Origin of the sequence: Robinsoniella peoriensis, assembly GCF_000797495.1 — a bacterium.
GTDB classification, from domain to species: domain Bacteria; phylum Bacillota; class Clostridia; order Lachnospirales; family Lachnospiraceae; genus Robinsoniella; species Robinsoniella peoriensis.
The window spans coordinates 475,080-499,075 of record NZ_JTGN01000006.1; the positions used below are offsets into that span (position 1 = coordinate 475,080).

24 protein-coding genes are annotated in these 23,996 nt (G+C 41.4%); 9 read left to right on the forward strand and 15 right to left on the reverse strand.

Annotated elements, in window-relative coordinates; all coding sequences use genetic code 11:
* Positions 1–90: 90 nt before the first annotated feature.
* The 6 genes from QR40_RS14795 to QR40_RS32615 form a co-directional block, all read right to left on the reverse strand.
* A complete protein-coding gene (locus tag QR40_RS14795) occupies positions 91–1,122 on the reverse strand; it encodes an ABC transporter permease (RefSeq protein WP_044295765.1) in 1,032 nt (343 codons plus the stop codon).
* A 1-nt stretch (position 1,123) separates the two neighbouring features.
* Entirely contained in the window at positions 1,124–2,116 is a 993-nt protein-coding gene (locus QR40_RS14800; RefSeq protein ID WP_044295767.1) for an ABC transporter permease, read from the reverse strand.
* A complete protein-coding gene (locus QR40_RS14805) occupies positions 2,116–2,961 on the reverse strand; it encodes an ABC transporter ATP-binding protein (protein WP_027292383.1) in 846 nt (281 codons plus the stop codon). Before QR40_RS14805 ends, QR40_RS14800 begins: the two co-directional genes overlap by 1 nt.
* The gene (locus QR40_RS32085; protein WP_176731056.1) at positions 2,958–3,113 is read right to left on the reverse strand and encodes a hypothetical protein; all 156 of its coding nucleotides are present in this window, start codon (positions 3,111–3,113) and stop codon (positions 2,958–2,960) included. The genes QR40_RS14805 and QR40_RS32085 overlap by 4 nt, the downstream gene beginning before the upstream one ends.
* A gap of 326 nt (positions 3,114–3,439) precedes the next feature.
* Complete coding sequence (locus QR40_RS14810; RefSeq protein WP_044295769.1) at positions 3,440–3,925, reverse strand: hypothetical protein; 486 nt, start codon at positions 3,923–3,925, stop codon at positions 3,440–3,442.
* Between the two features lie 33 nt (positions 3,926–3,958).
* Entirely contained in the window at positions 3,959–4,081 is a 123-nt protein-coding gene (locus QR40_RS32615) for a hypothetical protein (protein ID WP_255348057.1), read from the reverse strand.
* 296 nt (positions 4,082–4,377) lie between these two features.
* On the opposite strand from QR40_RS32615, the gene QR40_RS14815 reads away from it, so the two are divergent.
* Positions 4,378–4,797, forward strand: a complete 420-nt coding sequence (locus QR40_RS14815) for an HTH domain-containing protein (protein WP_027293389.1) — start codon at positions 4,378–4,380, stop codon at positions 4,795–4,797.
* Positions 4,798–4,808: 11 nt separating this feature from the next.
* Positions 4,809–5,822: an IS3 family transposase gene (locus QR40_RS14820; protein WP_044294260.1), complete on the forward strand. Its 1,014-nt coding sequence runs from the start codon at positions 4,809–4,811 to the stop codon at positions 5,820–5,822.
* Positions 5,823–6,923: 1,101 nt separating this feature from the next.
* Here QR40_RS14820 and QR40_RS14830 read toward each other — a convergent pair.
* Positions 6,924–7,523 (reverse strand): YdcF family protein, encoded by a 600-nt coding sequence (locus tag QR40_RS14830; protein WP_044295773.1) that lies wholly within the window; start codon positions 7,521–7,523, stop codon positions 6,924–6,926.
* Positions 7,524–8,011: 488 nt separating this feature from the next.
* Here QR40_RS14830 and QR40_RS14835 point away from each other — a divergent pair, with 488 nt between their 5' ends.
* Together QR40_RS14835 and QR40_RS14840 are read left to right on the forward strand one after the other, a co-directional pair.
* Complete coding sequence (locus tag QR40_RS14835; RefSeq protein ID WP_052430871.1) at positions 8,012–8,719, forward strand: AzlC family ABC transporter permease; 708 nt, start codon at positions 8,012–8,014, stop codon at positions 8,717–8,719.
* Positions 8,706–9,041: a branched-chain amino acid transporter permease gene (locus QR40_RS14840; protein WP_027294828.1), complete on the forward strand. Its 336-nt coding sequence runs from the start codon at positions 8,706–8,708 to the stop codon at positions 9,039–9,041. Before QR40_RS14835 ends, QR40_RS14840 begins: the two co-directional genes overlap by 14 nt.
* A gap of 64 nt (positions 9,042–9,105) precedes the next feature.
* On the opposite strand, the gene QR40_RS29910 is transcribed toward QR40_RS14840, so the two are convergent.
* Entirely contained in the window at positions 9,106–10,155 is a 1,050-nt protein-coding gene (locus tag QR40_RS29910; RefSeq protein WP_052430872.1) for a LiaF transmembrane domain-containing protein, read from the reverse strand.
* A gap of 839 nt (positions 10,156–10,994) precedes the next feature.
* Between QR40_RS29910 and QR40_RS14855 the strand changes: the two genes are divergently transcribed.
* The 3 genes from QR40_RS14855 to QR40_RS29915 all read left to right on the forward strand — a co-directional run bounded on the left by QR40_RS14855 (position 10,995) and on the right by QR40_RS29915 (position 14,368).
* A complete protein-coding gene (locus QR40_RS14855) occupies positions 10,995–13,376 on the forward strand; it encodes a heavy metal translocating P-type ATPase (RefSeq protein ID WP_044295875.1) in 2,382 nt (793 codons plus the stop codon).
* A gap of 242 nt (positions 13,377–13,618) precedes the next feature.
* A complete protein-coding gene (locus QR40_RS14860) occupies positions 13,619–13,975 on the forward strand; it encodes an ArsR/SmtB family transcription factor (protein WP_027294831.1) in 357 nt (118 codons plus the stop codon).
* An 87-nt stretch (positions 13,976–14,062) separates the two neighbouring features.
* Positions 14,063–14,368 (forward strand): hypothetical protein, encoded by a 306-nt coding sequence (locus QR40_RS29915; protein WP_052377859.1) that lies wholly within the window; start codon positions 14,063–14,065, stop codon positions 14,366–14,368.
* A gap of 73 nt (positions 14,369–14,441) precedes the next feature.
* Here the strand turns inward: QR40_RS29915 and pdxR are convergent, their stop codons facing one another.
* Together pdxR and QR40_RS14875 are read right to left on the reverse strand one after the other, a co-directional pair.
* The gene (pdxR, locus tag QR40_RS14870; protein WP_044295779.1) at positions 14,442–15,845 is read right to left on the reverse strand and encodes a MocR-like pyridoxine biosynthesis transcription factor PdxR; all 1,404 of its coding nucleotides are present in this window, start codon (positions 15,843–15,845) and stop codon (positions 14,442–14,444) included.
* A 22-nt stretch (positions 15,846–15,867) separates the two neighbouring features.
* Positions 15,868–17,532 carry a glutamine--tRNA ligase/YqeY domain fusion protein gene (locus QR40_RS14875; RefSeq protein ID WP_027294833.1) on the reverse strand — a complete coding sequence of 555 codons (1,665 nt, stop codon included), beginning with the start codon at positions 17,530–17,532 and terminating at the stop codon, positions 15,868–15,870.
* Positions 17,533–17,770: 238 nt separating this feature from the next.
* Between QR40_RS14875 and QR40_RS14880 the strand changes: the two genes are divergently transcribed.
* Positions 17,771–18,688, forward strand: coding sequence for a diacylglycerol/lipid kinase family protein (locus tag QR40_RS14880; RefSeq protein ID WP_044289476.1), 918 nt, complete (start codon positions 17,771–17,773; stop codon positions 18,686–18,688).
* Between the two features lie 42 nt (positions 18,689–18,730).
* Here the strand turns inward: QR40_RS14880 and QR40_RS14885 are convergent, their stop codons facing one another.
* The 5 genes from QR40_RS14885 to QR40_RS33240 are packed head-to-tail and all read right to left on the reverse strand — an operon-like array spanning position 18,731 to position 23,742.
* The gene (locus QR40_RS14885; RefSeq protein WP_027294835.1) at positions 18,731–19,747 is read right to left on the reverse strand and encodes a glycosyltransferase family 2 protein; all 1,017 of its coding nucleotides are present in this window, start codon (positions 19,745–19,747) and stop codon (positions 18,731–18,733) included.
* Between the two features lie 11 nt (positions 19,748–19,758).
* Positions 19,759–20,832 carry an A/G-specific adenine glycosylase gene (mutY, locus tag QR40_RS14890; protein ID WP_081998924.1) on the reverse strand — a complete coding sequence of 358 codons (1,074 nt, stop codon included), beginning with the start codon at positions 20,830–20,832 and terminating at the stop codon, positions 19,759–19,761.
* Between the two features lie 18 nt (positions 20,833–20,850).
* Positions 20,851–21,531: a DNA/RNA nuclease SfsA gene (gene sfsA, locus QR40_RS14895; RefSeq protein ID WP_044295782.1), complete on the reverse strand. Its 681-nt coding sequence runs from the start codon at positions 21,529–21,531 to the stop codon at positions 20,851–20,853.
* 19 nt (positions 21,532–21,550) lie between these two features.
* Entirely contained in the window at positions 21,551–23,563 is a 2,013-nt protein-coding gene (locus QR40_RS14900) for a L,D-transpeptidase family protein (RefSeq protein WP_052430873.1), read from the reverse strand.
* A gap of 2 nt (positions 23,564–23,565) precedes the next feature.
* Positions 23,566–23,742, reverse strand: coding sequence for a DUF6783 domain-containing protein (locus tag QR40_RS33240; protein WP_334291788.1), 177 nt, complete (start codon positions 23,740–23,742; stop codon positions 23,566–23,568).
* Here QR40_RS33240 and QR40_RS33750 point away from each other — a divergent pair.
* Positions 23,683–23,808: a DUF6783 domain-containing protein gene (locus QR40_RS33750; RefSeq protein ID WP_377147116.1), complete on the forward strand. Its 126-nt coding sequence runs from the start codon at positions 23,683–23,685 to the stop codon at positions 23,806–23,808. The genes QR40_RS33240 and QR40_RS33750 overlap by 60 nt on opposite strands.
* Positions 23,809–23,996: the final 188 nt, after the last annotated feature.

Here is a 23,996-nt window from a genome sequence, read left to right on the forward strand (position 1 = left end):
CAATACTTCATTCAAATGTAAAGACTCAACTTTGTGAACGTATCTTCTTTAAGATATTTTATCACACTCAACAACAAAACACTATATCATTTAGTCCCCCAATTTCACATACCGAAACTTTGGACTTTTACCCTTCTGTATAATAAGATAAATCAGAATCCATACCACACTGTGAACCAGCAGAATTACAATATTCATGCCTGCCTCTTCCATCCTGCCGTGAAGCAAATCCATAAGACCGTAAAATGTTGCGCTGGACGGCAGCAGATACGATAACCCCCGTACTATGCTCTCTTCCGGGGCCACCAAATAGCAGACGATCGGCGGTGCGATAAATATTATCATAACAATTTTCAAGTACACAATGCCTACCATAAGTCCATCTGCTATCCGCCCGATAAATACCCCCGCCAATGCTGAAATAAAGGCAGAAAAGATGATCAGAAGCAGTATCCCGGGAATCCCGGATAACTCCGGCCGCATGCAAACCCATGCCGTCAGAATTGTGGAAACCACGCCTCCGGCAAACCCCAGCAGGATTTTCTGCAGCAGATAATTCGTCGGTGTCATAGGCAGTATTTCATTAATCAATGCCACCCCATCCTCTTTTTCCCCAATGATACTCATGGCATTAAAAGTACATCCCATAAACATAGCCGTCACCATTGTAATGACAATCAACAAAGATTTTAACACATTGCTGTCACTGGCATTTGGAAGAATTTTCACATTCCCGTCTTGAAATGAACCGCGGTTTTCATAGAGATTCGGAAGGAAATCCGCGATTTTAACACTGACACTCAGTTCATCTCCTGCCAGCATCGTCTGAATGCCATCTCCATTCTGCATCACCCCAATCATTTGAGACGAGGGCTCCAGAATCTGTGCTTTTAGTTCCTGAATACTTCCAAACGGTGTTACAATTCCGCTATCTTTAAGCCAGTCTACCGTTTCTTTCGGCAAATCATTTCCGATGATACCAAAAGATATTTCATTTACAGCCGTAAAACTTGCTGCAGATATAAAATGAATGGCAATTCCAACAATGATCGGCAGTAAAAATGAGAGGATACACATTTTATCTTTACTGATATTTTTCAGCTGATATTTTAATCCGTTCATTCTATCCCTCCTTTGTCATTTCCCGGCTTAAAACTCTCCGGGCAAAATAAAACAGCAATCCAATGGCAGCGATACATACAAGATAATAAATGCTATTTGCGTTAGGAGTATTAAAATAAGCATTCTTCATAGCCATAAACAAATGGTACATTGGATGAAAGTCTATCCATCCCCAGGATACATTTGTCTGCCCTGCAAGAAAAACCGGGGTAGTAACAAATATAGCTAACACCAGATAGAGTAATGAAAACTGCTTAAAATCAGGAATCCATACGGCACAGAGGAAACCGGCCAAAGCCATAATGGTAGAAAGTATCCCCACCTGAAGCAGCACATCCGGCATTACAGCCAGCGCAGAAGGAATCCCTAAATTGAAAATCGTCAGTAATACTGCAAATAGCAGGTCGGACAGGAAAAATAATAACAGCTTAGAACCTATAAATGCAGCTTTACTTATAGGCAGAATGCTATGAACACGGATCACCCCCATCTGCTTTTCTTTAAACAAGGTTGATGCAACACCCAGGAAACCTACCGCAGCCAGTTCGAAAAATAAGAACTCACTGGTGATCTCACGGCGGTTTTTCATTTCTTTATTATTGGTTCCGATTACCACGGCACGATTACCACTGGTATTTGAAATCAGTGACCGGGCATAAGCAGCCCGATAATGGTCTGCCTTACTGCTTCCGGAGCTGACCATTATGATTTCCGGTGAATCTCCACTGGCATCAATCCCCACAGAGTACCCATCCAAGCAGACCTTCTGCAGCTCTTCTTTTGAATTTACCACGGTTACATCCGCTGATGCATTGAACTGGTTTCCCATAGGTTCAAATAAGTAAACCGGATAAATATCCTGGTCGGTCTTCACATAGACGAAGTTGATATAACAGGTATACAGGATCAGTGATCCCAGTGCCAACAGAAAAAACCTGCTGGAAAACATCATTCGGAAATCTTTTTTAAGCAAAGACAGAAAACTGTTTACCATCAGGTCAGCCCCCTTCCCGTATATTGGATAAACATATCCTCCAATGTGGGTTCTTTGGAGTGGATGCTGATGATCTCATCATGGGGAAACGGAATTCCGGTTTCTAACTCCGGCGGCAGAATCATCTTGCTTTCCCGTTTTCCAAGATACAGATACTCTACAACAATTTCCTTACTGCTGTTACGCTCCTTTAATTTCTTAGGCGTATCAAGTGCTGCGATAGTTCCATTGGAAATAAATGCGACTCTGTCACAAAGCAGATCTGCATCGTGCATATTGTGGGTGGTGAGAAATACCGTCGTTCCCTTCCTGCGTTCCTCTTCTATAATATTACGAAATAAAACAGCTCCCGCCGGATCCAGTCCACTGGTAGGCTCATCCAGGAACAAAAGCCTGGGATTACTAAGCAAGGCACGCGCCATACTCACCCGCTGACGCATACCTTTGGAATAAGTAGACACCTGCTTTTTCAGATAATCCGGCTTAAATTCCAGTTTTTCCAGAAGTTCACCTATATCGCGCCGCTGCTCTCTGGGATAAAATGATGCAAAGTAATTCAGATTATCCAATGCACTTAAATTGGCATATAAGTATGGGAACTCAAAAAGCACGCCAATCTTTTGATGAAATTCAGTAGGATCCAGTGACGGATCCTTTCCAAATAGAGATATCTCCCCTCCATATCCTTTTAAAATCCCGGTCAGTATTTTTTGTGTCGTAGATTTACCTGACCCGTTTGGACCCAGAAATCCAAATATTTCTCCTGTTTTCACCTTAAAATCAAGCCCGTGGAGTGCCTGTTTATTTTTACTGTAAGAAAACGTCAGCTCTTTTACCGCAATCATTCTTCATCCCCCCACCGATTTCTTCTGCTGTCCTTGTGTTCCTTTTGCTTTCTGCTCCACCACTTCATAAATTTCACCTTGGCGGGGATAATCACCGCTGCGCCTGCAAGAATTAACAGCCACCAGTACCATTCCATATCTAAAAACTTCATTATAAAACCTCCTTTTCTAAAGCGGGACAATTCTCAAACACATTTTAGAAAACGAGGTTGAAGTTGAAGTGTGGCTGCTGTGAAATCGGTGTGAAATAATTTTAATGACTATTCTTATTTTGTAACAAAGGTGGCACAAAGGCCGGCCGCAAGCTGTGCCAGGATTAGTCCTGTTAATCCCCATATGTTTGTAGAGACAAACAGGAACTGTTGATAATGCTGCCGTGACCTTACTTTAGGACGCACTTACCACGAGTTAAATATTGATAAGGTAAATTAAATTTGTTCCTCAAAATTGGGATTCATCGGGTTTAACTACTCTGCGACTATAAAGCCGATTTACGCACATTGACCTCTGCACAGACCAGCCCCGCTATATGCTCCGCCGTTTCATTTGTCAACCAAAAGAACATTCCGTCATTACGGCACTTTTTATGTGTTTCGCCATTCAAGGCATAAACAAAACCCTTCACGCAGGTATCACTACAAGCATTGGGGTCAATCAGTCTCTTACAATCACGAGAAGTAGTCATTTCCTTTTGCATATCAGCAGGCAGAGAAGCAAGTATGTCCTCATACTTGCCGGCGTTGTCACCGTAAATCCGCGCCAAAATACCCGACTTTCTAAAAACCCAATTCATTACTGTTTTCTTTTTTAACTGGTATGAAGCAGTATAACCGCTCTTTACTTCCTTGATGACAAGGTCACACCCTTGTTCAATAAGTTTATTATTAAGTTTCTCTACAAACGCTTGATGTTCTGGCGTAACTGCCATTAGAAACTCCTTAAACGAAGCCTTTTCTTTTGCCATTATCTTTTTCCTCCACAAATTCCAATCTGACAATTACGCAAACTCTGCTATCACGATCTCGTTTCCGTCAATATCTTTTAAGGGAACCTCGTAAGTTCCCCAATTATCTGCAATTGGCCCATCCCAATAATCATGAATAGTAATTACCTTTTCCATAGCCCCACCCCCAAAACACTGTCTACAAAAGCATTATACTAAACTATCAAGAAAAATATAATGTACCCATAAGTGTGGACACATCATTTAGCGGGGCTCCCATTTTTTTAGACATCCCTTCCCATTAGTTCCATATAAATGGACACCCCCTCACCTTTCAGAACCCCAATTGTGGACATGCCTTGCTGGTATACCCTGTTTCTGGGACAACTGGCTTGGATGATTGCTGAGGCCTCTTTTGGCTTAGACACCTCTCTTGGCTTATGGTATTCTTATCTAAGAACAGGAGGAATACCATGACCAAAAACCCTTTTACCAATGAACAAATGCTGCTGCTTCGTCAAAATCCTTACACCTACAAGGTGTCCAAATTCCAATTAACCTTTACCAGGGAGTTCAAGGAGATCTTTTACTCGGAATACCAGTTAGGGGAGATTCCGCGGCAGATCCTCGCAGATCATGGCTATGATCCTGCCGTCCTTGGGGACCGCAGGGTATGGAGCATTGCCAGACACATTCGGGAACAGTACGATAAATATGGCGGGTTTCACCAAGGACATTCCCCTCACAGGATGCAAAGCTCCGTCTCCCCGGCTGCTGATCTGCCGCCATCCGAAAAGGATGAATTAAAACAGCTTCGGCATGAGGTTGATTATCTGAAACAGGAAGTTGAGTTCTTAAAAAAAATTTCCTCACTCAGGACTACAAGGAAGTAGGTGCTCTGCTTATGAACGACTCTTCCTGTATATTTGAGATTATCCAGCAAACGATCCGGCAAAGCGAGAATTCCCTTTCTGCCAAAGAACTCTGTTCCATAGCCGGTGTTTCCAGAAGCGGTTATTACGCCTGGATAAAGGCAGCTCCTGTCCGTTCGCTTCAGGAACAGAAGGACCGTGAGGATTTTGATCTGGTTCTGGCCGCTTACAGGCTGCATGGTTATGCCAAAGGGGCCAGGGGCATCTATATGGAACTGCTCCATATGACCCCGCCGGTGATCATGAACCTGAAAAAAATCCGCAGGCTGATGGAAAAGTTCCACCTCTCCTGTCCATACCGAGGCCCAAATCCATATAAAAGAATGGCAAAGGCACTAAGGACCAGCAATGTAGCGGACAACCTGCTAAACCGTGAGTTCGAATGTTATGGACCAAGAATAGTCTTGTTGACGGATATCACTTATCTGTCCTATAGCGGATCCTTTGCCTACCTGTCAACCATCCTGGATGCCTTTACCAGGCAGATACTTTCTTATGTGCTCAGTGACTCCCTGGAAGTGGATTTTGTTCTTGAAACGGTCAATAAACTGGTGGCCGATCATGGGATCTCACTTCAAGCAGAAACAATCATCCACAGTGATCAGGGGTGCCATTACACCAGCCAAAGTTTTCTTCATATACTTTATAACAAGAAGCTGCGCCAGTCCATGTCCCGGCGTGGCAACTGCTGGGACAATGCGCCCCAGGAGAGTTTCTTTGGGCATATGAAGGACCATATCAAGGCAAAACTGGCTGAATGCGTAAGCTTTGCAGAGGTACAGTCTGTCATTGATGACTACATGGCTTATTATAATAATCAGCGGTACCAATGGCATCTGGCGAAGCTTGCACCCAATGAGTTTTATAAATTTGTCATCACTGGAGAATATCCACTGGATGTTCCCAAAATACCTGCGCATCCGGTCATAGCCAAAAAACCGGAAGAACTTGGATGCCAATTATATCAGAAAAATACGGATAGTTAAAAAATTTCATAGAATACCATGACATTTAAAGAGGTGTACCTGTATGCAGGATACTTTGGAAGTAAAGGTGCGAAAAAAGTGCCCCACTTTTTAAAATGTCCTTGACAAAGGGTACAGTTCATTCGTTGATACAAAGCTGGTTTTCTCAGCAGGTTGGAACCCTGGGGGGTGGCTGGCTGTTCTTTATTGTATGTAGCGCAGTATGTTTCGGCTGTTTATGCGTAAAAGAAGATGAAAGTTTACACCTTTTCTGGAATAAAGATACAAATTACGGTGATAAGTTCAGTTGCTTTATGCTATTCGTTTTCAGCATGATAAACGCCTGGGGCTGAAGCTGGTTGTTCTTTATTGGATGGATTGCAGTATATTTTTGGCTGTTTATGCATAAAAGAAGATAACGTCTACTTCTTTTTCTAATCGCGGAATGAAAAACAAATTCCGTTCTCAAGATCAGTTGCTTTACATCAGTAGCTTTATGCCAATAGCGTACAGCATGCCACACCCCCGGGGCCCAACCATGCTGAGAAAACCAGCTTTGTATCAATAAACTTCATCCCGGAAAGAGAAGGGGGCGGACCATGGCAGGCGTTTGGAAGGCGTATAGCAGATCTGAGCATTTACTTACCTTGCCGGAGTGTTTTTTGGCGGATAGTATTCGACTGGCTCCCATCGGATACTAAGCGGGCAGTGAGCTGCGAAATGCATCAGGATTTCGGAGCGAATGCCCGCGTGCCGCCAAAAAGCGCTCTGGGAAAGTTAGAAAATGCCAGTTCTGCGGTAAGCCTTCCAAACGCCTGCCATGGTCCGCCCCCTTCTCTTTTCGCGCACTACTTCCATCTACAAAGCGTCCCCTTCCTCAGCGAAACCCCAATATAATAATCCTGCAGGAAGTCTCTATTCCAAGTAATGACTCATACGATTATTTGGAATAGTGAGCCATAAGCCCCTTACAAACTGTTTGCTGTAGTATTAGTACAGCCTTACACAAAAAACAGGAACACCGAAACTGTTAATTCGATATTCCTGTCCTTCTATGTTTGTGTTAGTCTGTAAATTGCAGGTCCCCTGGCCCTTCCCTAAATTCGGAGGGATAAAATAAAATTATTTGTCAATCAAATCATGCATAATTTTATGGAACTGCCTGCCACAGCGCTCTACTTCTTCCAACACCTGATCAATCTTTTTTTCTTCCATAAACCAGTTATTCCTGTTAATTCCCCGGGTTTCAGCAGGGCATACATAAAATACCGTTTCCGGAAACAGAAGCTGATAATACATCAGACACCTTCTTGCATGATATGCCTGGCAGGAAATGATTGCTTTGTTTATCTGAAGCCCCAGCTTCTCTGCCAGCTTTCTACAGTAGATTGCATTCTCATAAGTAAAGGTTGCCTCTTCTTCCATATAAATTGACACTGCCGGCACGCCTGCATCCTGCAAAACTTTGCTTAGAAACTGGCTTTCCGTTTGAAAATCCATTCCACAGTAGTCTAGAGGTGAATCAACTCCTGCAAACTTTCCCTTTAAAACACTGAATTTCCCGGAAACCATAATGCGGTCTGCATAACCCCCTTTATATAAATCAGCTGCATGTAACGCAATTTGTCCATAACTCCCGCCGGGAATAAAAATCATATCAGACGGAGCAGGATCGTTTTCTACAAAAATGAACTCTGTAATATCATCATAAAAATGCTTCAAGCCATAATCCTCCTTATCTTTCTTATCTTTCTTATCTTACTTATCTTACTTATCTTTCTTATCTTAATTTTCTTTCTTTTCTTCCAATATTGTAGCACTAAGTTCTCCGGATGGGAAACATTTAAGTTTTGAGTTTAGCAGATTAAAGACGCTTTCTATATAAAGGTTGTGTACGATAAGATGTAGCGCTGCAAAAGCCATCCGTATTTCACAGCGAATGACTGCCGGACGCTAAAAAGCGCTGGAGAAGGTTAGAAAATGCCAGTTCTGCGGTAAGTCTTCCACGCTCCTGTCATTGCCCACCACCTTCTCTTTCCTTACACTATCTCAGCTGCAAAGTGTCTCCTTCTTAATAGTAAACCCTTTCTAACCTGTGCACTCTTGAATATCGATTAGTAATCTTATTTTGACAATATAAACATTATTTTGACATTCGCACATTAACGTGCTATACTATCCCAGATAAAAAGCTGGAAGGAGATATACAAATGAGACGCAAAGCGCTGAAGGCAGCCTTTCCACTAACATTGCCTATTATGGCTGGCTACCTGTTTCTAGGTCTGGGATTTGGAATCCTTTTGGAAAGCAAAGGTTTTTCCTTTATCTGGGCTTTTTTTATGAGTATCATTATCTATGCCGGTTCTATGCAATATGTTGCTATTGAATTGCTTGCTGGTGGTGTTACTTTTCTTTATACGGCATTTATGACGGTAATGATTCAGATACGCCATCTGTTTTATGGACTGTCACTGATTGATAAGTATCGTTTTGTCGGACGTAAAAAACCGTTATTGATCCATGAACTTACAGATGAAACCTATTCTCTGATCTGTTCCGCCGTTCCCCCCAAAGGAGTCAATGCAGAATGGTTTTATTTATTCATCTCTGTATTAGATCACTGCTATTGGATTATCGGCTGTACTCTGGGCGCGGTTTTGGGCTCTATGATTGATTTTAATACAAAGGGCATAGACTTTGTCATGACTGCACTGTTTATCGTTATTTTTACGGAACAATGGCTCACAAGCAAAGATCATATTCCGGCACTGATTGGTCTGGTATGCTCTGTCATTTGCCTGATCCTGTTTGGAAGCGGTAATTTTATCATTCCATCCATGATATCCATATCTGTTCTTTTGACTGTATTTCGTAAACAATTGGAAAAGCGAGGTGACCTAAGCAATGAGAATTCCTGATTCACAGGCTTTTATAATGATTCTGATTATGGCTGGTGTTACCTTTTTCATCCGTGGGCTTCCTTTCCTTCTATTTCCCGGAAATAAGAAGACCCCTGCATATATCATGTATTTAGGTAAAGTTCTTCCTTTTGCAATTATCGGTATGCTGGTTGTATATTGTTTTAAAAATGTCTCCGTTATATCAGCTCCTTTTGGTATACCGGAATTGATTGCACTGGTTGTCATCGTCTTCTTACATGTTTGGAAAAGGAATACTCTGATCAGCATTGGAGGCGGTACGCTGCTTTATATGTTTCTTGTACAGGTACTCTTCCAGTAAACCAAATTGCTCCAGTAAATAGAAAACTGCCGGACAGTTGAGCCTCAACCGCCGACAGTTATTTTTATTTTATTTCTAATCCTCCTAAAATACAAGTTGCCCTGATATAAATGGTAGGTGCTCCTGGCACTGGCATCAATCTGGCCTTGTTAGACACCCCGCCAAGAATAGGCGTATCATCAACCTTTACATTGACATACTCTGGCACCTTAATTTCAATACCCCCAAACAGAGACATTACATCAATTCTGACATCCGTTTCAAAAATGGCATATCTCAAATCCAGTTCCACGCCTCCAAAAACCGCATTCACTAAAGCGCCATCGAATATATCACCATTATAGTTTATATTTCTAGAAGAAAATAAAGCTGTGAAGCTTGGCATATTCTGAACTGCACCGCTCTTCTCTACGCTGTGTATCTCTGATGGATCCTGTCTTTGTCCCTGATATGACTGCTGTCCCTGAAATCCACCGGCATAATTCTGATTCCTCTGATGATTTGGAGCCTCTTGGTAATTCTGTTGGTTATAACTCTGATATGTCTGCTGCCCACGGTATTCCTGCTGTCCCTGATATTCATTTCTCTGGTCATTTCTTTCCCGGTATCCATTCTGTCCGCCGGGCGCCTGACGCCAGTTCTCATTTTGATTGTTCTGATATCCTTGTCCACTGCTATTTCCAAATCCCGAATTTCTTCCATCATTTTCAAATTTACGATAATTGCCGCTGTTATGACCGCCGTACCAGGCTGCTCCATCACAACCGCTGCCTACCCGCTTATGTTCCTGATAACCGATTCTCTGATGCTTTACCAGATATCCTGCACCGGCTACCACAAGAATCGTTGGCCAGATTAGACGCCCGGCCATGCCCCAGCTAAGCAGATTCCATGAACTTAGCAAAAAGAAGATGCCAATACACAGCCCTATCACATTTGATGACCTGGGTTTATGTTCAATCAAACTCAAAAAAGAAGGAATAATAATAAACATTGTCCACCATCCGTTAAAAAACAGAGAAAAATTCAAAATTCCCAACATATTTCCTGCAATCCCTAACCCCAGAACCAACCAGAAAATTCCCCACAATATACTCGATATACGTTTACGCATTATACATCACCTTAATTCCCCTCTGCCTTTTAATCCGGCTTATCATAAAAATGAAACATACTTCATTATACTTCATTTTACTTATATGAATACGACTACTTTATTTCTTACCTTATAGTATAAACGTTTCTCCTAAAAAACACCAGTGACTTTTGTCACATTTATAAATTTTTATGATAATAATAATTTTGTATTGACATTTTCCTAAAGATATGATTATATTAACATATGAATAGTTGTTCATGTGTTTCAAGTAAAAATCAAATCAGGAGGTACCTGTTATGAAAGATCATAAAACAGAACAAAGAAGCAATAAATCTTTAAACTCCAGTGCTGTGCAGGAACATCATCATGATGAGCATTGCGGATGCGGTCATTCCCATGCGGATCATGCGCAACAGCACGAAGATCACTCACATATTCACAAGGAATGTTCCTGTGGATGCGGTCATGAGCATGACAACCAGAACCACGAGGAACATCATCATTCTCACGAAGAATGTACCTGCGGCTGTGATCATGAGCATGACGGTCACGAGCATAATGACCAGAATCATGAGGAAAAACATCATTCTCACTCAGAATGTGACGATCACGTGCATGACAACCAGGATCATGAGGAACATCATCGTTCTCACCCAGAATGTGCCTGCGGCTGCGACCATAGTCATGAAGATGATACAGTAAATGCAGAATCATTTTCCGGGTCCCATACGCATTTTGAATGCCTGCATATTCAGACTCCCGGTCATCCTGAAGACTGTACATGTGAGTTGTGCAATCCACATGTAGAATATTGTGATGTCTGCGGAGAAAGCCTTTCTAAATGTACTTGCAGAATGCCGGACGAAAATAATATTAAAAAGGTTTATCTGCTGGAAAATCTGGGCTGTGCTAATTGTGCCGCAAAGATGGAACGTAAAATCAAAGATCTCCCGGATGTGTCTTATGCAGCAATTGCTTTTGCAACAAAACAATTAAGGGTATCTGCACCAAACCCCGATGCTCTCCTTCCCAGGATGCAGGAAATCTGTGCTTCTATCGAACCGGACGTAAAAATCGTCCCAAGAGGCGGCAAAACTCCAGGTATCCAGGTGACAAATACTTATACCATCGAAGAATTGGACTGTGCCAACTGTGCAGCCAAAATTGAACGTATGATCAACAATCTTCCGGAGGTAACCAGCGCTACCGTTACTTATGCGACAAAGCAGCTTCGTATAACTGCAAAGGATCCGGATAAATTAATTCCGGAAATACAAAAAATAGCAAAATCCATTGAGCCGGACGTTGTAATTAAGGCAAGAGATACCTCACCGAAAGGCAGAGATATTCTTTCCAAGAAAGTAACTGATCTGCCTAAAAGAACTGTTTTCTTTCATGAGCACCGCTCCATAATCGAAATTATTGTTGGCGCACTTCTCTTAATTGCTGCTAAAGTAATGGAGTCCAAAAATATTGGACCAACACCCGTTTTTATCGTCTATGCCATTTCTTATCTCGTTCTGGGCTGGAAAATTGTGTGGACTGCGATAAAAAACATTGCCAAAGGCCATGTATTTGATGAAAACTTCCTGATGAGTATTGCAACAATTGGCGCATTTGTTATCAGTGACTATGCGGAAGCGATTGGCGTTATGCTCTTCTACCGGGTAGGCGAATATTTTGAAGACCGGGCCGTAGAAAAAAGCCGCAGTCAGATCATGGATGCCGTAGATATGAGACCGGAAGTAGTAAATCTTGCTATCGGAGATGAAGTGCAGGTTATTCCTGCCGGTGATGCTCAGGTTGGCGACATTCTGGTTGTACGTCCCGGTGACCGTATTCCATTGGACGGGGTTATTATAGAAGGGGAAAGCCGTATTGATACTTCACCGGTAACCGGAGAACCGGTACCTGTAAAAGCAGGCTATGGAGATGAAGTAACATCCGGATGTATGAATACCTCAGGACTGATAAAAATCCGTGTTGAAAAAGTACTGGAGGATTCCATGGTAACCAGAATTCTGGATTCCGTAGAAAATGCCGCTGCAAGCAAGCCTAAGATCGATCGCTTTATCACGCGTTTTGCCCGAATTTATACACCATTTGTTGTGGCTCTTGCTGTCTGCACTGCTATTATTCCATCCCTGATTACAGGTGACTGGAATCACTGGATCTACACAGCACTTACCTTCCTGGTAATCAGCTGCCCCTGTGCTCTTGTGCTCAGCGTACCATTGGCATTTTTCTCCGGTATTGGCGCAGGTTCCAAACGAGGTATCCTATTCAAAGGCGGCGTTTCACTGGAAGCATTAAAAGATGTTACTACCGTTATTATGGATAAAACTGGAACCATAACAGAAGGAAACTTCCAGGTACAGCATGCCGTTCCTGCCAATGGATTTACTTCACAGGAAATCCTGAAACTTGCTGCCATATGTGAACTGGATTCCACACATCCAATCGGAACAAGTATTGTAAGCGAAGCCAGAAATAAAAAAATGGAACTGAACCGCCCCGCATCTGTAGAAGAGTTAGCCGGTAAAGGAATCCACGCCGTAATCAATGGCAGAGATATCCTCTGCGGCAATCAGAAATTGATGGACGCTTATAAGGTTTCCCTGAAAAATTTCCAAAAAGACAGCTTTGGTACAGAAGTACTCATTGCCGTGAACGGAACCTATGCAGGCCATATTGTAATTTCTGATACGGTAAAAGCAGATGCCGCACCTGCAATTAAGAGATTAAAATCTCTGGGTATCACAACAGCCATGTTAACAGGTGATGCTTTAGACAGCGCTAATGCTGTTGCAAAAGAAACCGGTATCGATGAAGTCCATGCAAAACTTCTACCTCAGGAAAAACTAACAGAGCTGCAGAAAATCAGAGATGCACACGGACGTGTCATGTTTGTCGGTGATGGCATTAACGATGCACCGGTACTGGCTGGTGCTGATGTTGGAGCGGCTATGGGAAGCGGCGCTGACGCTGCTATTGAAGCAGCGGATGTTGTATTTATGAATTCCAGCGTTACTGCTATCCCGGATGCTATTGCAATTGCACGTTCCACCGGTCTGATTTCCAGACAAAACGTTATTTTTGCCCTGGTAATTAAAATACTTGTTATGATCCTTGGGCTCATGGGATTTGCTTCTATGTGGATGGCTGTATTCGCAGACAGCGGTGTAGCTATGCTGTGTGTTCTGAACTCTGTAAGAATTCTTTATAAGAAGAAATAGCATCACGGAATAATAATGCATTCACCGGCAGCATGTCTCGACAAAGAATTACATTGACAAAAAACAGGATTTTCTTTAAACTATGTATTAGAGGAAATTCTGTTTTTATATTTTCAGTTTCAGATAACGTCATGTAATCTTTAATTGCATGAAATAAAATAAGTAATACGGGCATATTAAGAAGAGAATATCTTTTCTATCTGTCTGTGTGTGCGTATCCAGACGTACGAATGGAGGAAATTATGAACAACGAGGATATGATAGAAAACTGTTGTGATGGCAACCACATCCATCATGAAATTCAAAATACGGTTATTCCCGGAGAAGAAGATCTTTACCGGCTTGCTGACCTGTTTAAAATCTTTGGGGATCCTACCAGAATCCGGATTCTCTATGCACTGTCTGCTTCTGAACTGTGCGTTTGTGACATTGCAGACCTGCTTGGAATGAGCCAGAGTGCCATCTCCCATCAATTGCGGGTTCTAAAGCAAAGCCATCTGGTAAAATTCCGCAGAGATGGAAAAACGATCTATTATTCTCTGGCAGATACCCATGTATCTACGATTCTGAATCAGGGGCTGGAACATGTGGAAGAATAAATTTGTAATTACCCCTTTCCTTTTTCAGAAAAAAGTATTACAATAAACGTAATTATGTTGTCATAAATTATGAAAGGAGTCAGGATTATGGCTAAAAAAAATAGAAAATTCTTACTTGGTGCTGCTGTAATAGGTGTTGCTATCGCAGGAGGTATCTATTACTTAAATAAATGCAAACAACAAGATGATACATGGGAGGATGATTTCGAAGACTTCGAAGACGACTTTGAGGATGATCTGGATGAAGAAGATGATGTTACTCCGGTAGCAAGAGAATACGTCACAATTCCAAAAGAATCTCATACGCCTGAAAAAACTCCGGAAGACGCTTCTGCTGATGAAACAGATGGACAGACTGATGATGAAGGCGAAGTAAGCAAAACAGCGGAATAAATAATTGTGTTAAAATAACATTCAAAAAACACCAGCGGAATTCGTTGGTGTTTTTATAATATATACAAGATTTCTATACTATCCACGCATGAATCAGACGGTGCACCGCCTCGGCGATATCTGCTTCACAAAGATTTGCATATCCCAGAATTACTGTAGGCATCGTAGTCTTCCTGGGCGCTGCCACATAGTAAGCAGACAGCCCATAGACTTTAACGCCTTTCAGGCGCGCCTTCTCTATGGCATCATCTTCCGACATTCCATTTACAAAGCTCAATAATATATGAACACCTGCATTTTCTCCCGATATGGTACAGATACTTTCCAGTCCTTTGAGCTTTTCCAGCAATACATCATGCCTGCTTTTGTAAACTGCACGCATTTTATTTAAATGTCTCTCATAGTAACCCTCATTCAGAAATCTGGAAATAATCATCTGATCTACTCTGGACACCGTAGAAGAAAATATTTTACCGATTACATCATATACCGCCAACAGCCTTTTTGGCAGAACCAGATAACTCACACGGATCGCAGGTGCAATTGACTTGGAAAACGTTCCGATATAAATCACCTTGTCATGGCTGTCATAGCCCTGTAACGCCGGTATTGGTTTCCCTTTGTACCTAAATTCACTATCATAGTCATCTTCGATAATATAGCGCTTCTCGTCTTCTGACGCCCACTTTAAAAGCTGCATTCTCCGTTTGATTGGCATAATGGTCCCCAGGGGAAATTGATGGGACGGCATAACATAGGCGATATCCGCCCTGGAATTCTCAAGCTCTGCCACATCCATTCCGTTCTTATCCATATTAATTACCAGCATCTCATTAGAAAGTACGTTCAGAATATCATAAGCCTTTTTATAAGTTGGGTTTTCCATTGCTATGATATGGCCTCTTCCAAGAAGATTACATAAAAGCATAAGCAGATAATCATTACCTGCCCCAATAATAATCTGCTCCATACTGCAGTTTACACCTCGTGCCTGGTGCAGATATGCTGCAATCGTCTCACGAAGTTCGCTCTCTCCTTTGGGTTCACCAAGCTGAAAAAAATCTTTATTATCTTCAAGCAGAATATTTTTTGAAATTTTTCTCCAGGCATTATGGGGAAAACTGTTTAAATCTACACCACTGGGTGAAAAGTCATAAGCAAAATACTCTTTTATTTCCTGTACTGCCTTTTTCGGCGCCTGAGCTGCCGTAGAAAGATGGTACAAGCCATCCAGATCACTTACAAAATAGCCTTTACAGGGAACAGCCTCTATATATCCCTCTGACAATAGCTGTTCGTAAGCCAATTCAACCGTACTTCTGCTTACCTGGAGATGTTTTGCCAGATTGCGGGTAGAGGGCAGCCTCTTTTTACAAGGCAGCCCTCCATTTTGGATATCATTTTTGATATAATCATATATTTGCTCATACAGGGGCCTGGAAGATTGAACATCCAGGCTGATTGTTAATTCGTTCATATATTCCCCCCGCTGCCATAATCTATTTTGGCAGTTTAAAAGAACTCTTCAGAGATACAATTCGGTTAAACACCAGTGCATCCGGTTTGGAATCTTTTGCATCCACACAGAAAAAGCCCTGGCGCACAAACTGGAAGCTGTCATATGCTTTCGCATCTGCAAGGTTTGGCTCCACAAAACATTCTTTTAAAATAACCAGCGAATTAGGGTTCAGGTTTAAGCTTCCGTCTTCGTTGTAGACACCTTTTTCTTCATCGATAATATTTTCATAGAGACGTACTTCTGCTTTTAACGCTGTCGGTGCCGCTACCCAGTGAATGGTACCTTTTACCTTACGTCCTGTAAAGCCCGTGCCGCACTTTGTCTCGGGATCATAGGTACAGTGAATTTCTGTTACGTTACCATCTTCATCCTTTATGAAGCTTTCACATTTCACAAAATACGCATTCATTAAACGTACTTCATTACCCGGGAACAAGCGGAAATATTTCCTTGGAGGCTCTTCCATAAAATCTTCCCTGTCAATATATAATTCCCTGCAGAATGGAACTTTACGTTTGCCAAGGCTTTCATTTTCCAGATTATTATCAACATCCAGATACTCAATCTGTCCTTCCGGATAATTGTCTATCACTAATTTAATCGGATCTAAAACGGCCATCATACGTGGTTTCTTCAGTTTTAAGTCCTCGCGGATACAGTATTCCAGCATGGCATAATCTACAGAGCTCTGGCTTTTGCTCACTCCGCAAAGATCCATAAACATTTTAATAGACTCTGGTGTAAATCCGCGGCGTTTTAAGGCAGCAATGGAAACCAGTCTCGGATCATCCCAGCCATCCACAATGCCATCTTCCACCAGCTTACGGATGTAGCGCTTTCCGGTAACCACATTGGTCAGATATAACTTTGCAAATTCAATCTGTTTTGGCGGATGGGGATATTCCAGTTCACGAACCACCCAGTCGTAAAGCGGTCTGTGATCTTCAAATTCCAAAGTACAGATGGAATGTGTAATACCTTCAATTGCATCCTCAATCGGATGGGCAAAATCATACATCGGGTAAATGCACCACTGGTCCCCGGTATTATGATGTGTCATACGTGCAACACGGTAAATAATCGGATCACGCATGTTGATATTCGGAGATGCCATATCAATTTTTGCTCTTAACACCCGTTCACCGTCTTCATATTTGCCATTTTTCATGTTTTCAAATAATTCCAGGTTTTCTTCAACGCTTCTGTCCCGGAATGGGCTGTTCTTTCCCGGCTCCTTGAGGGTTCCGCGATATTCTCTGATCTGTTCCGCATTCAAATCACAGACATAGGCTTTTCCTTTTTTTATCAGCTTCACTGCACACTCATACATCTGCTCGAAATAATTGGATGCAAAAAACAGGCGGTCTTCCCAGTCAGCACCAAGCCATTTAATGTCTTCTTTGATAGACTCAACAAATTCCACTTTCTCTTTTGTAGGATTGGTATCATCAAATCGCATATTAAACTTGCCATGATACTCCTGTGCCAATCCGTAATTCAACAAGATTGACTTTGCATGTCCTATATGAAGATAGCCGTTTGGCTCTGGCGGGAATCTGGTACATACTGTCTCGCAATGTCCTTCTGCTAAATCTTTTTCAATAATCTGCTCAATAAAATTTTTGGAAACTGTCTCTTTTTCCATGTCTTTCCTCCTAGGATATAGTCTGTTTTTCATAATACCATAATTTTCTCAAAATTACAACGCTGTAAACGTTAGAAAAGTACTAATTATGCATCTGGTATCTTCTGAACAGGGTAGACTTTGAAGTTGGAAATTATTAAATTGGGGGTTCGCTGGGTAAGGCCCTCCTGAATAAAAATATTTACTTTTCCCTTCTCTTATATTATGATGTTATCATATCAACTTTGGGGGAACTATTATGTATTATTTTATTGTAAATCCAAAATCCAGTTCCGGTAAAGGCCGAAAGATCTGGAATATGCTGGAGAAGGAATTGAGAGAGCGTAAAATTAAATACACCGTCTATTTTACCAAAAAGAAAAACCATGCCCTTCGTCTGGCTGAACTAATATCTACTACGAAAAATCCTTGTACGATTACTGCTGTGGGCGGAGACGGAACCGCAAATGAAGTAATCAACGGGCTTAAAAATCTGGACTCCATCGTGTTTGGTTATATTCCAACCGGTTCCAGTAACGACCTTGCAAGAGGCCTGCGTCTTCCTTCGAATCCCCTGGATGCCTTGAATGCAGTTCTGCATCCAACCAGAATTCAAAAGGTCAGCATTGGTGTCAATCAAAGCAAACAGGAATGCAGGAACTTTATCGTCAGTACCGGTATTGGCTTCGATGCAGCAGTCTGCCACGAAGCCCTGCACTCCACCTTAAAAAAAGCTTTGAATAAAGTTAAACTTGGTAAACTGACCTATGTTGGGATTGCATTAAAGCAGCTGTTCCTCTTAAAACCGGCTTCCATGACACTGACAATGGATGATAAAAGGAAACATTTCTATAAAAATGCATATTTTATTACAGCTATGAACACTCCGTATGAAGGGGGCGGATTTAAGTTCTGTCCAAAAGCGGATGCATCGGATGATATCCTGGATATCTGCGTTATAGAAAAAATGTCCAAGCTAAAGGTATTATTACTGCTCCCTACAGCGTTTTTGGGAAAACATACCGGAGCAAAAGGTGTACATATTTTCCACTGCCACCAGGCGCGTATACAGACGGAAGTACCTCTCGCCGTCCATGCTGACGGAGAATCTTTTGATTTCCGATCTGATCTTGAAATCTCTTTTGAATCAAAAAAGCTCTCCTTTATCCGAGGATAAGGGGGAGCTTTCTCTATTTTGGGATAAGGGAGAGCTTTCTCTTTAATTAAATCCAAAAAACTTTCTGGTTAATTTATATGCGGCTACAGATACATTCCTTCCGCTTTTGCCCGGTAGATTAACCGTACGTCCAAGCAGACCTGTACGTATCTTTATATAAAGTCCCCGGTCTACTTTCTTTAAATATGACCAAAGTTCTTTCTTCTTTTCAAAGTTTTCATCTGTTTCTGAACGTATCAGCATAATCGAAGACACTGTCATAATAATATCAAGATAATTCAGCATATATTTACGAAGCTTCTTATTTGAAACTTTAGCCGAAGCCATTGTATCAATCATAATTTTATTTACCCGGATCTGCTGGTCAATCCTGCGGATCATAACTTCTTCATTTACAGACTGATCATCTCTTCCAATAAAATAATGGTAGAAATTTACATCCAGATAATACATATTTTTTACATAAGGCAGAGGCTGAAATACAAACAGGTTGTCTACGTAAAAAGTATGCTTCGGCAATTCCAGTCCACAGGCTTTCAGAAGCTGGGTTCTGTAGATTACAGAATGCATCAGGATATAATGGCCCTTTCGGAGCTTGTGTACTTCATCCCAGGTAAAAATTTCATTTTGCGGAAATGCAGAACGATACTGCATTACTTTTTTTCTGCGTACCCCGACTTTATCGTAAATAAAGTTACTGATAAACATATCCACGGTATTGGGACCACCTATCATATCTGCTATTTTACCAAGAATGGTCAGATATGCATCGGGATCTACCCAGTCATCGCTGTCTACTACTTTAAAATAGATACCGGTGGCATTTCTAAGTCCGGCATTTACAGCTTCTCCATGACCGCCGTTTTCCTGATGGATTGCTTTCACTATGGTAGGGTATTCTCTTTCGTATTCATCTGCAATCTCTGCAGTATTATCTTTGGAACCATCATCCACTACCAGAATTTCCACATCTTCTCCACCCACCAGCAGAGATTCGATACATTTTCTCATATACTCCTGCGCATTGTAGCATGGAATTGCAATTGATAATAATTTCATGTTATTTTCCCCTATACTTCGTATTTTTCCTGTCCTAGTTTAATTTGCAGATAATCCGCATATGCGCCAAAAGCTGCCGGTATTGGATATTCTTCCTGGGTTTTCCAGGGCTCTACAAACAGCATTCCCGTATCTTTAGCATTTTCCAGTTCTTCAACCTGAATTACATATCCTGTCATTCTCCATTCCACATGACTGAATATATGCTTAGACTCTCTGAGCTGCCTGATCCGTATAGGTGCAAGCTGACGCTCTTTAATATACTCCAGCACTTCATCTGCTGTCAAATGCCCTTCCAGGTTAGGCAATTCATACAGGCCTGCCAAAAGTCCCTTTTTAGGCCTTTTTCTAATCGCGGCTTTATCCCCGTCTTTTATTACCAGCACCGTTTTTTCTTCGATACGCCTTGGCTTTTGTTTTGTTTTCTTCGGCAATTCCATGACGATATCCAATGCTTTTGCTTTGCAAATTGATGCCAGGGGGCAGATATCGCATTTTGCCATACCGTTCGGTACACAGACAGTGGCCCCAAGTTCCATTAATGCCTGGTTAAAATCACCGGGGCAGTCTTTTGGCATGATGGCTTTTATATCCTCTTCCATCTTCTTACGCACAGATTGTTTCATAATATCTTCTTCACTTGCCAACACCCGGGAGATCACCCGCAATACATTCCCGTCTACTGCCGGAACCGGAATATTATAAGCAATGGACGCAACTGCACCAGCTGTATAGTTTCCAATTCCTTTTAAGGACAGTAATGCTTCATAATCCGCCGGAAGCTGTCCGTCAAACTCTTCTACTATGGTTTTTGCAGCAATCTGCATATTCCTTACCCGGTTATAATACCCCAGGCCTTCCCATAATTTTAGCAGTTTATCTTCCTCACAAACCGCTAATGCATGTACATCCGGCAATGCCTTTGTAAATCGTTCAAAAAACGGCTTCACGGCCTCAACTCTGGTTTGCTGCAGCATAATCTCTGAAACCCAGATCCGATATGCTGCCTTATCTTCCCGCCAGGGAAGTACCCTGGCATTTGCCCGGAACCACATAAGCAGCGGCTCCACGATTTCATTTAACATATATTCTCCTAATATTTATTATAAAATAACGGTAATCTCTTTATCAATTTTTATGCTGTCCTCTGTTACAATACTGTCGTATGCCAGTATATGTACACCTGCTTTTTTCGCCAGCCGAAGTGCATCACCAAATTCCGGGTGAGTAAGATCGTTAGGCCGGAATTCATTTATCTGTTTCATCTGAATAACAAAAAAGATATATGCCTCATAACCTTCTTCTAAACAGCCTATCAGCTCCATGATGTGCTTCACTCCACGCTGAGTAGGTGCATCCGGAAATCTCGCTGTGCCATTTTCTTCTAACGTGACACCTTTTACTTCCATATAAATCTTCTTTCCATCTGCCTCCACATAAAAGTCAAATCTGGATTTACCATATTTCATTTCCGGTTTGATATAAGTAACATTCTTGAAATAATTACTTTCCTGTATCCATTCCTGAACTACTTTATTCGGCGCCTGAGAATCCATATTGATCATTATATCGCCTTTTATTACTCCAATCAAATCATATTTCGTTTTTCGGTTCGGATTATTGCTTTTTTGAACGTACACACTGGCATGGGGCGTTAAAAGCTCCCTGCACCGACCTGTGTTCTTCACATGGCAGACTTCTTTAACGCCCCTGATTTCTACATTCGCAATAAAACGGTTCGGTCTGTCTAAAAAGATTCCCTTTTCCATATTTTCATATTGCATATTCTTTACATCCTATTCTTTATCGATAGTAACAGATAATTGGAAAACCCTTATAAATCTGTTCATAAATCTGTCTTGCAGCATCGGTTGGCAGATTAATACAGCCGTGGGATCCATTGTATTGATAGATATTTCCCCCGAAGCTTCCACGCCAGTTGGCATCATGAAGCCCGATACCGCCGTTAAATGGCATCCAATAAGTCACCGGTGTAGCATAGCTGTCTCCGGGTTTATCGCTTCTTAATACATCCGGGGATTTCTTATAATACAGCGTATAGGTACCGCCAGGCGTGGCACATCCTGCCTTTACCATGCTTCCTGATACAAAGTCACTGGAAACTGCCACCTGACCACCAATATACATCCACAGATGCTGCCTTGTCAAATCAATTTCCACATAGTCCTGCCCCAGATCACTGTTATCAAAACTGACCGCTGTCCGTGCAAAAGCAGGTGTTCTTTCCTGAACGGCTCCAAGCTGGATTAACTTGGTTAAGTCTACGATCTCCTGCTCCTGATCAATCATCCACCCATAGCTTCCGCCTTTAACCGTAACCATTGAGCCGTCATTGGTTTTAAATTCCCTTGGTCTGTCATAGGTGTCGTATTTATCAGCCAGCATAGCAACATAATTACGTACCTGTTCTTCATCAAAGGTGACCGTACCCGCCTCATCATGTGATACCCAGTCTTTGATGGTTTTGCCATCCAGAACTTCTCTCTTCTCACCAAATGCAAACGTAATACTTGTTCTGCAGTATTGATTAAGATTATTCATCAGCATATTCAAATGCTCATTATCAGATCGGACTGCCGGCTGCACATAACAGTCATTCTTTTCCAGTGACGCCTTCTTTTCTCCATGCTCAATCAAATTTTTCACCAGTGAAACCATTTTATCGTAATCAACCTTGTTGCCTTCTACTTCCGGTTCAATTTCATAAGTGGTTTCGCCAAATTTCATAAATGCATCTTTAGGTGCCACTATATTTTTTTCATTCATACATTCCAGTGATTTCAGAGTTTTTGCAAGTTTTTTTTCATCATAAGTGGTACTGGAATCGAATTTATAGCGGTAATTCTCCCATAACGCTCTTGGCCAGGTATACGGGTTTTGCTGGTCTTTAAAACCTTGTACTTCTCCTTTAGACACATAGTGATATCCTATCTGATCTGCAGTTATCTTCTCTTTTACCTTCCCTCTTTCGGAAAGTGTAATGGTATATTTATGGATTTTATTTGCAATAGAATTATCAACCATTTCAACAGTCTGTTTAGATACATCAATACCATTTACTTTGGTATTGAAAAAGAATTTATCCTGGAAGTAAACAGCACCGCCGATATATACACCTAAGACACACAATAGCAGAAAACATCCGAAACCAATCAGCAATTTTTTCCATAGCCGGCCTTTTTTTCCCTGTCGGAATACATCTTCACTTTCTTCTATTGGATCATGTTCATTACTTTCAATGGTACTATGTGCTTCGGCATTTCCTGTCTCTTCATTTCGCTCTGGATCTTGTGTCTCATTAAGTTTTTCTAAAGATTCTCCATTTGGCTGATCCTTTTGCTCTTCTTTTAGTTCTCCATTTAACTGATCCTTCTGCTCTTGTTTTACTTCTTGATTTACTTCATCTTTTGCCTCATCTTTTGCTTCATCTTTTGCTTCATCTTTTTCTTCAACTTTTGCCTCATCTTTTGCTTTATTTTCTGTATCTCCTTTTTCTTCATGTTCAACTTCATATTTAACTTCTTGTACTACCTCTTCATTTTGCTTTATTTCTTGCTTTTCTTCAACATTTATATCCTGCTTTTCTTTAACCTGCCCATTAACATTTTCTTCCTGCTTTTCTTTAGCCTTTTCTTCTGCATTCTCTTCTTGCTTTTCTTTGTCACTTATGTCAGCACTATTCTCCTGAACATCCGGGGTTTTATCCTGGGACACTTTATTTATATGGTTTTCAGCATCTTTCCCAACCCCAGTGACTTTCTCATTTTCAAGCTCTTCCCTTTTTTCTTCTTTCATTTTCATCCCTCATTAATCACTCTAGAGCGTGTCTGAAAATTGCTTTCTGACAGCTGCGCGTCACAGTTTGTTGGAGATTTGTCCCGAATGAAAGGCGCGTAGCGGACTACGTAACCTGAATTCGGGGCAAATATGCCGCAAAGCGGGGCGTGCAGATGGCTGGAATGAATTTCATACACGCTCTAGTAGTATGCTTTCTACTATCATATCATTTTATGCATATTAGAGAAAGTACTTTTCGATAATTTTAAGAAATATAAGAATTTTAGGTATATTTTGAATTATTGCAAAAACGATTCCCATGCATAATATTAAGAAACAATTTTAAATTTTATCGCTTCCTATAGGTTTCTCAATCTGGATTGAAATATACGATATTCATATTACTATTCTTTGTTTCCAGGTTGACTGATACTACAGCATAGTCTCCAAT

Excerpts from the sequence above, each read along its gene's own strand:
- QR40_RS14795 (WP_044295765.1), bottom strand. The coding sequence starts at position 1,122 with ATGAACGGATTAAAATATCAGCTGAAAAATATCAGTAAAGATAAAATG.
- QR40_RS14835 (WP_052430871.1), top strand. The coding sequence starts at position 8,012 with ATGAGACGCAAAGCGCTGAAGGCAGCCTTTCCACTAACATTGCCTATT.
- QR40_RS14875 (WP_027294833.1), bottom strand. The coding sequence starts at position 17,532 with ATGGAAAAAGAGACAGTTTCCAAAAATTTTATTGAGCAGATTATTGAA.
- QR40_RS14885 (WP_027294835.1), bottom strand. The coding sequence starts at position 19,747 with ATGAAATTATTATCAATTGCAATTCCATGCTACAATGCGCAGGAGTAT.
- QR40_RS14820 (WP_044294260.1), top strand. The coding sequence starts at position 4,809 with ATGAACGACTCTTCCTGTATATTTGAGATTATCCAGCAAACGATCCGG.
- QR40_RS14800 (WP_044295767.1), bottom strand. The coding sequence starts at position 2,116 with ATGGTAAACAGTTTTCTGTCTTTGCTTAAAAAAGATTTCCGAATGATG.
- QR40_RS14860 (WP_027294831.1), top strand. The coding sequence starts at position 13,619 with ATGAACAACGAGGATATGATAGAAAACTGTTGTGATGGCAACCACATC.
- QR40_RS14855 (WP_044295875.1), top strand. The coding sequence starts at position 10,995 with ATGCCGGACGAAAATAATATTAAAAAGGTTTATCTGCTGGAAAATCTG.
- QR40_RS29910 (WP_052430872.1), bottom strand. The coding sequence starts at position 10,155 with ATGCGTAAACGTATATCGAGTATATTGTGGGGAATTTTCTGGTTGGTT.
- sfsA (WP_044295782.1), bottom strand. The coding sequence starts at position 21,531 with ATGCAATATGAAAATATGGAAAAGGGAATCTTTTTAGACAGACCGAAC.
- QR40_RS14900 (WP_052430873.1), bottom strand. The coding sequence starts at position 23,563 with ATGAAAGAAGAAAAAAGGGAAGAGCTTGAAAATGAGAAAGTCACTGGG.
- QR40_RS14805 (WP_027292383.1), bottom strand. The coding sequence starts at position 2,961 with ATGATTGCGGTAAAAGAGCTGACGTTTTCTTACAGTAAAAATAAACAG.
- mutY (WP_081998924.1), bottom strand. The coding sequence starts at position 20,832 with ATGTTAAATGAAATCGTGGAGCCGCTGCTTATGTGGTTCCGGGCAAAT.
- QR40_RS14815 (WP_027293389.1), top strand. The coding sequence starts at position 4,378 with ATGACCAAAAACCCTTTTACCAATGAACAAATGCTGCTGCTTCGTCAA.
- QR40_RS14810 (WP_044295769.1), bottom strand. The coding sequence starts at position 3,925 with ATGGCAAAAGAAAAGGCTTCGTTTAAGGAGTTTCTAATGGCAGTTACG.
- QR40_RS32085 (WP_176731056.1), bottom strand. The coding sequence starts at position 3,113 with ATGAAGTTTTTAGATATGGAATGGTACTGGTGGCTGTTAATTCTTGCA.
- QR40_RS14880 (WP_044289476.1), top strand. The coding sequence starts at position 17,771 with ATGTATTATTTTATTGTAAATCCAAAATCCAGTTCCGGTAAAGGCCGA.
- QR40_RS32615 (WP_255348057.1), bottom strand. The coding sequence starts at position 4,081 with ATGGAAAAGGTAATTACTATTCATGATTATTGGGATGGGCCAATTGCA.
- pdxR (WP_044295779.1), bottom strand. The coding sequence starts at position 15,845 with ATGAACGAATTAACAATCAGCCTGGATGTTCAATCTTCCAGGCCCCTG.
- QR40_RS14840 (WP_027294828.1), top strand. The coding sequence starts at position 8,706 with ATGAGAATTCCTGATTCACAGGCTTTTATAATGATTCTGATTATGGCT.
- QR40_RS29915 (WP_052377859.1), top strand. The coding sequence starts at position 14,063 with ATGGCTAAAAAAAATAGAAAATTCTTACTTGGTGCTGCTGTAATAGGT.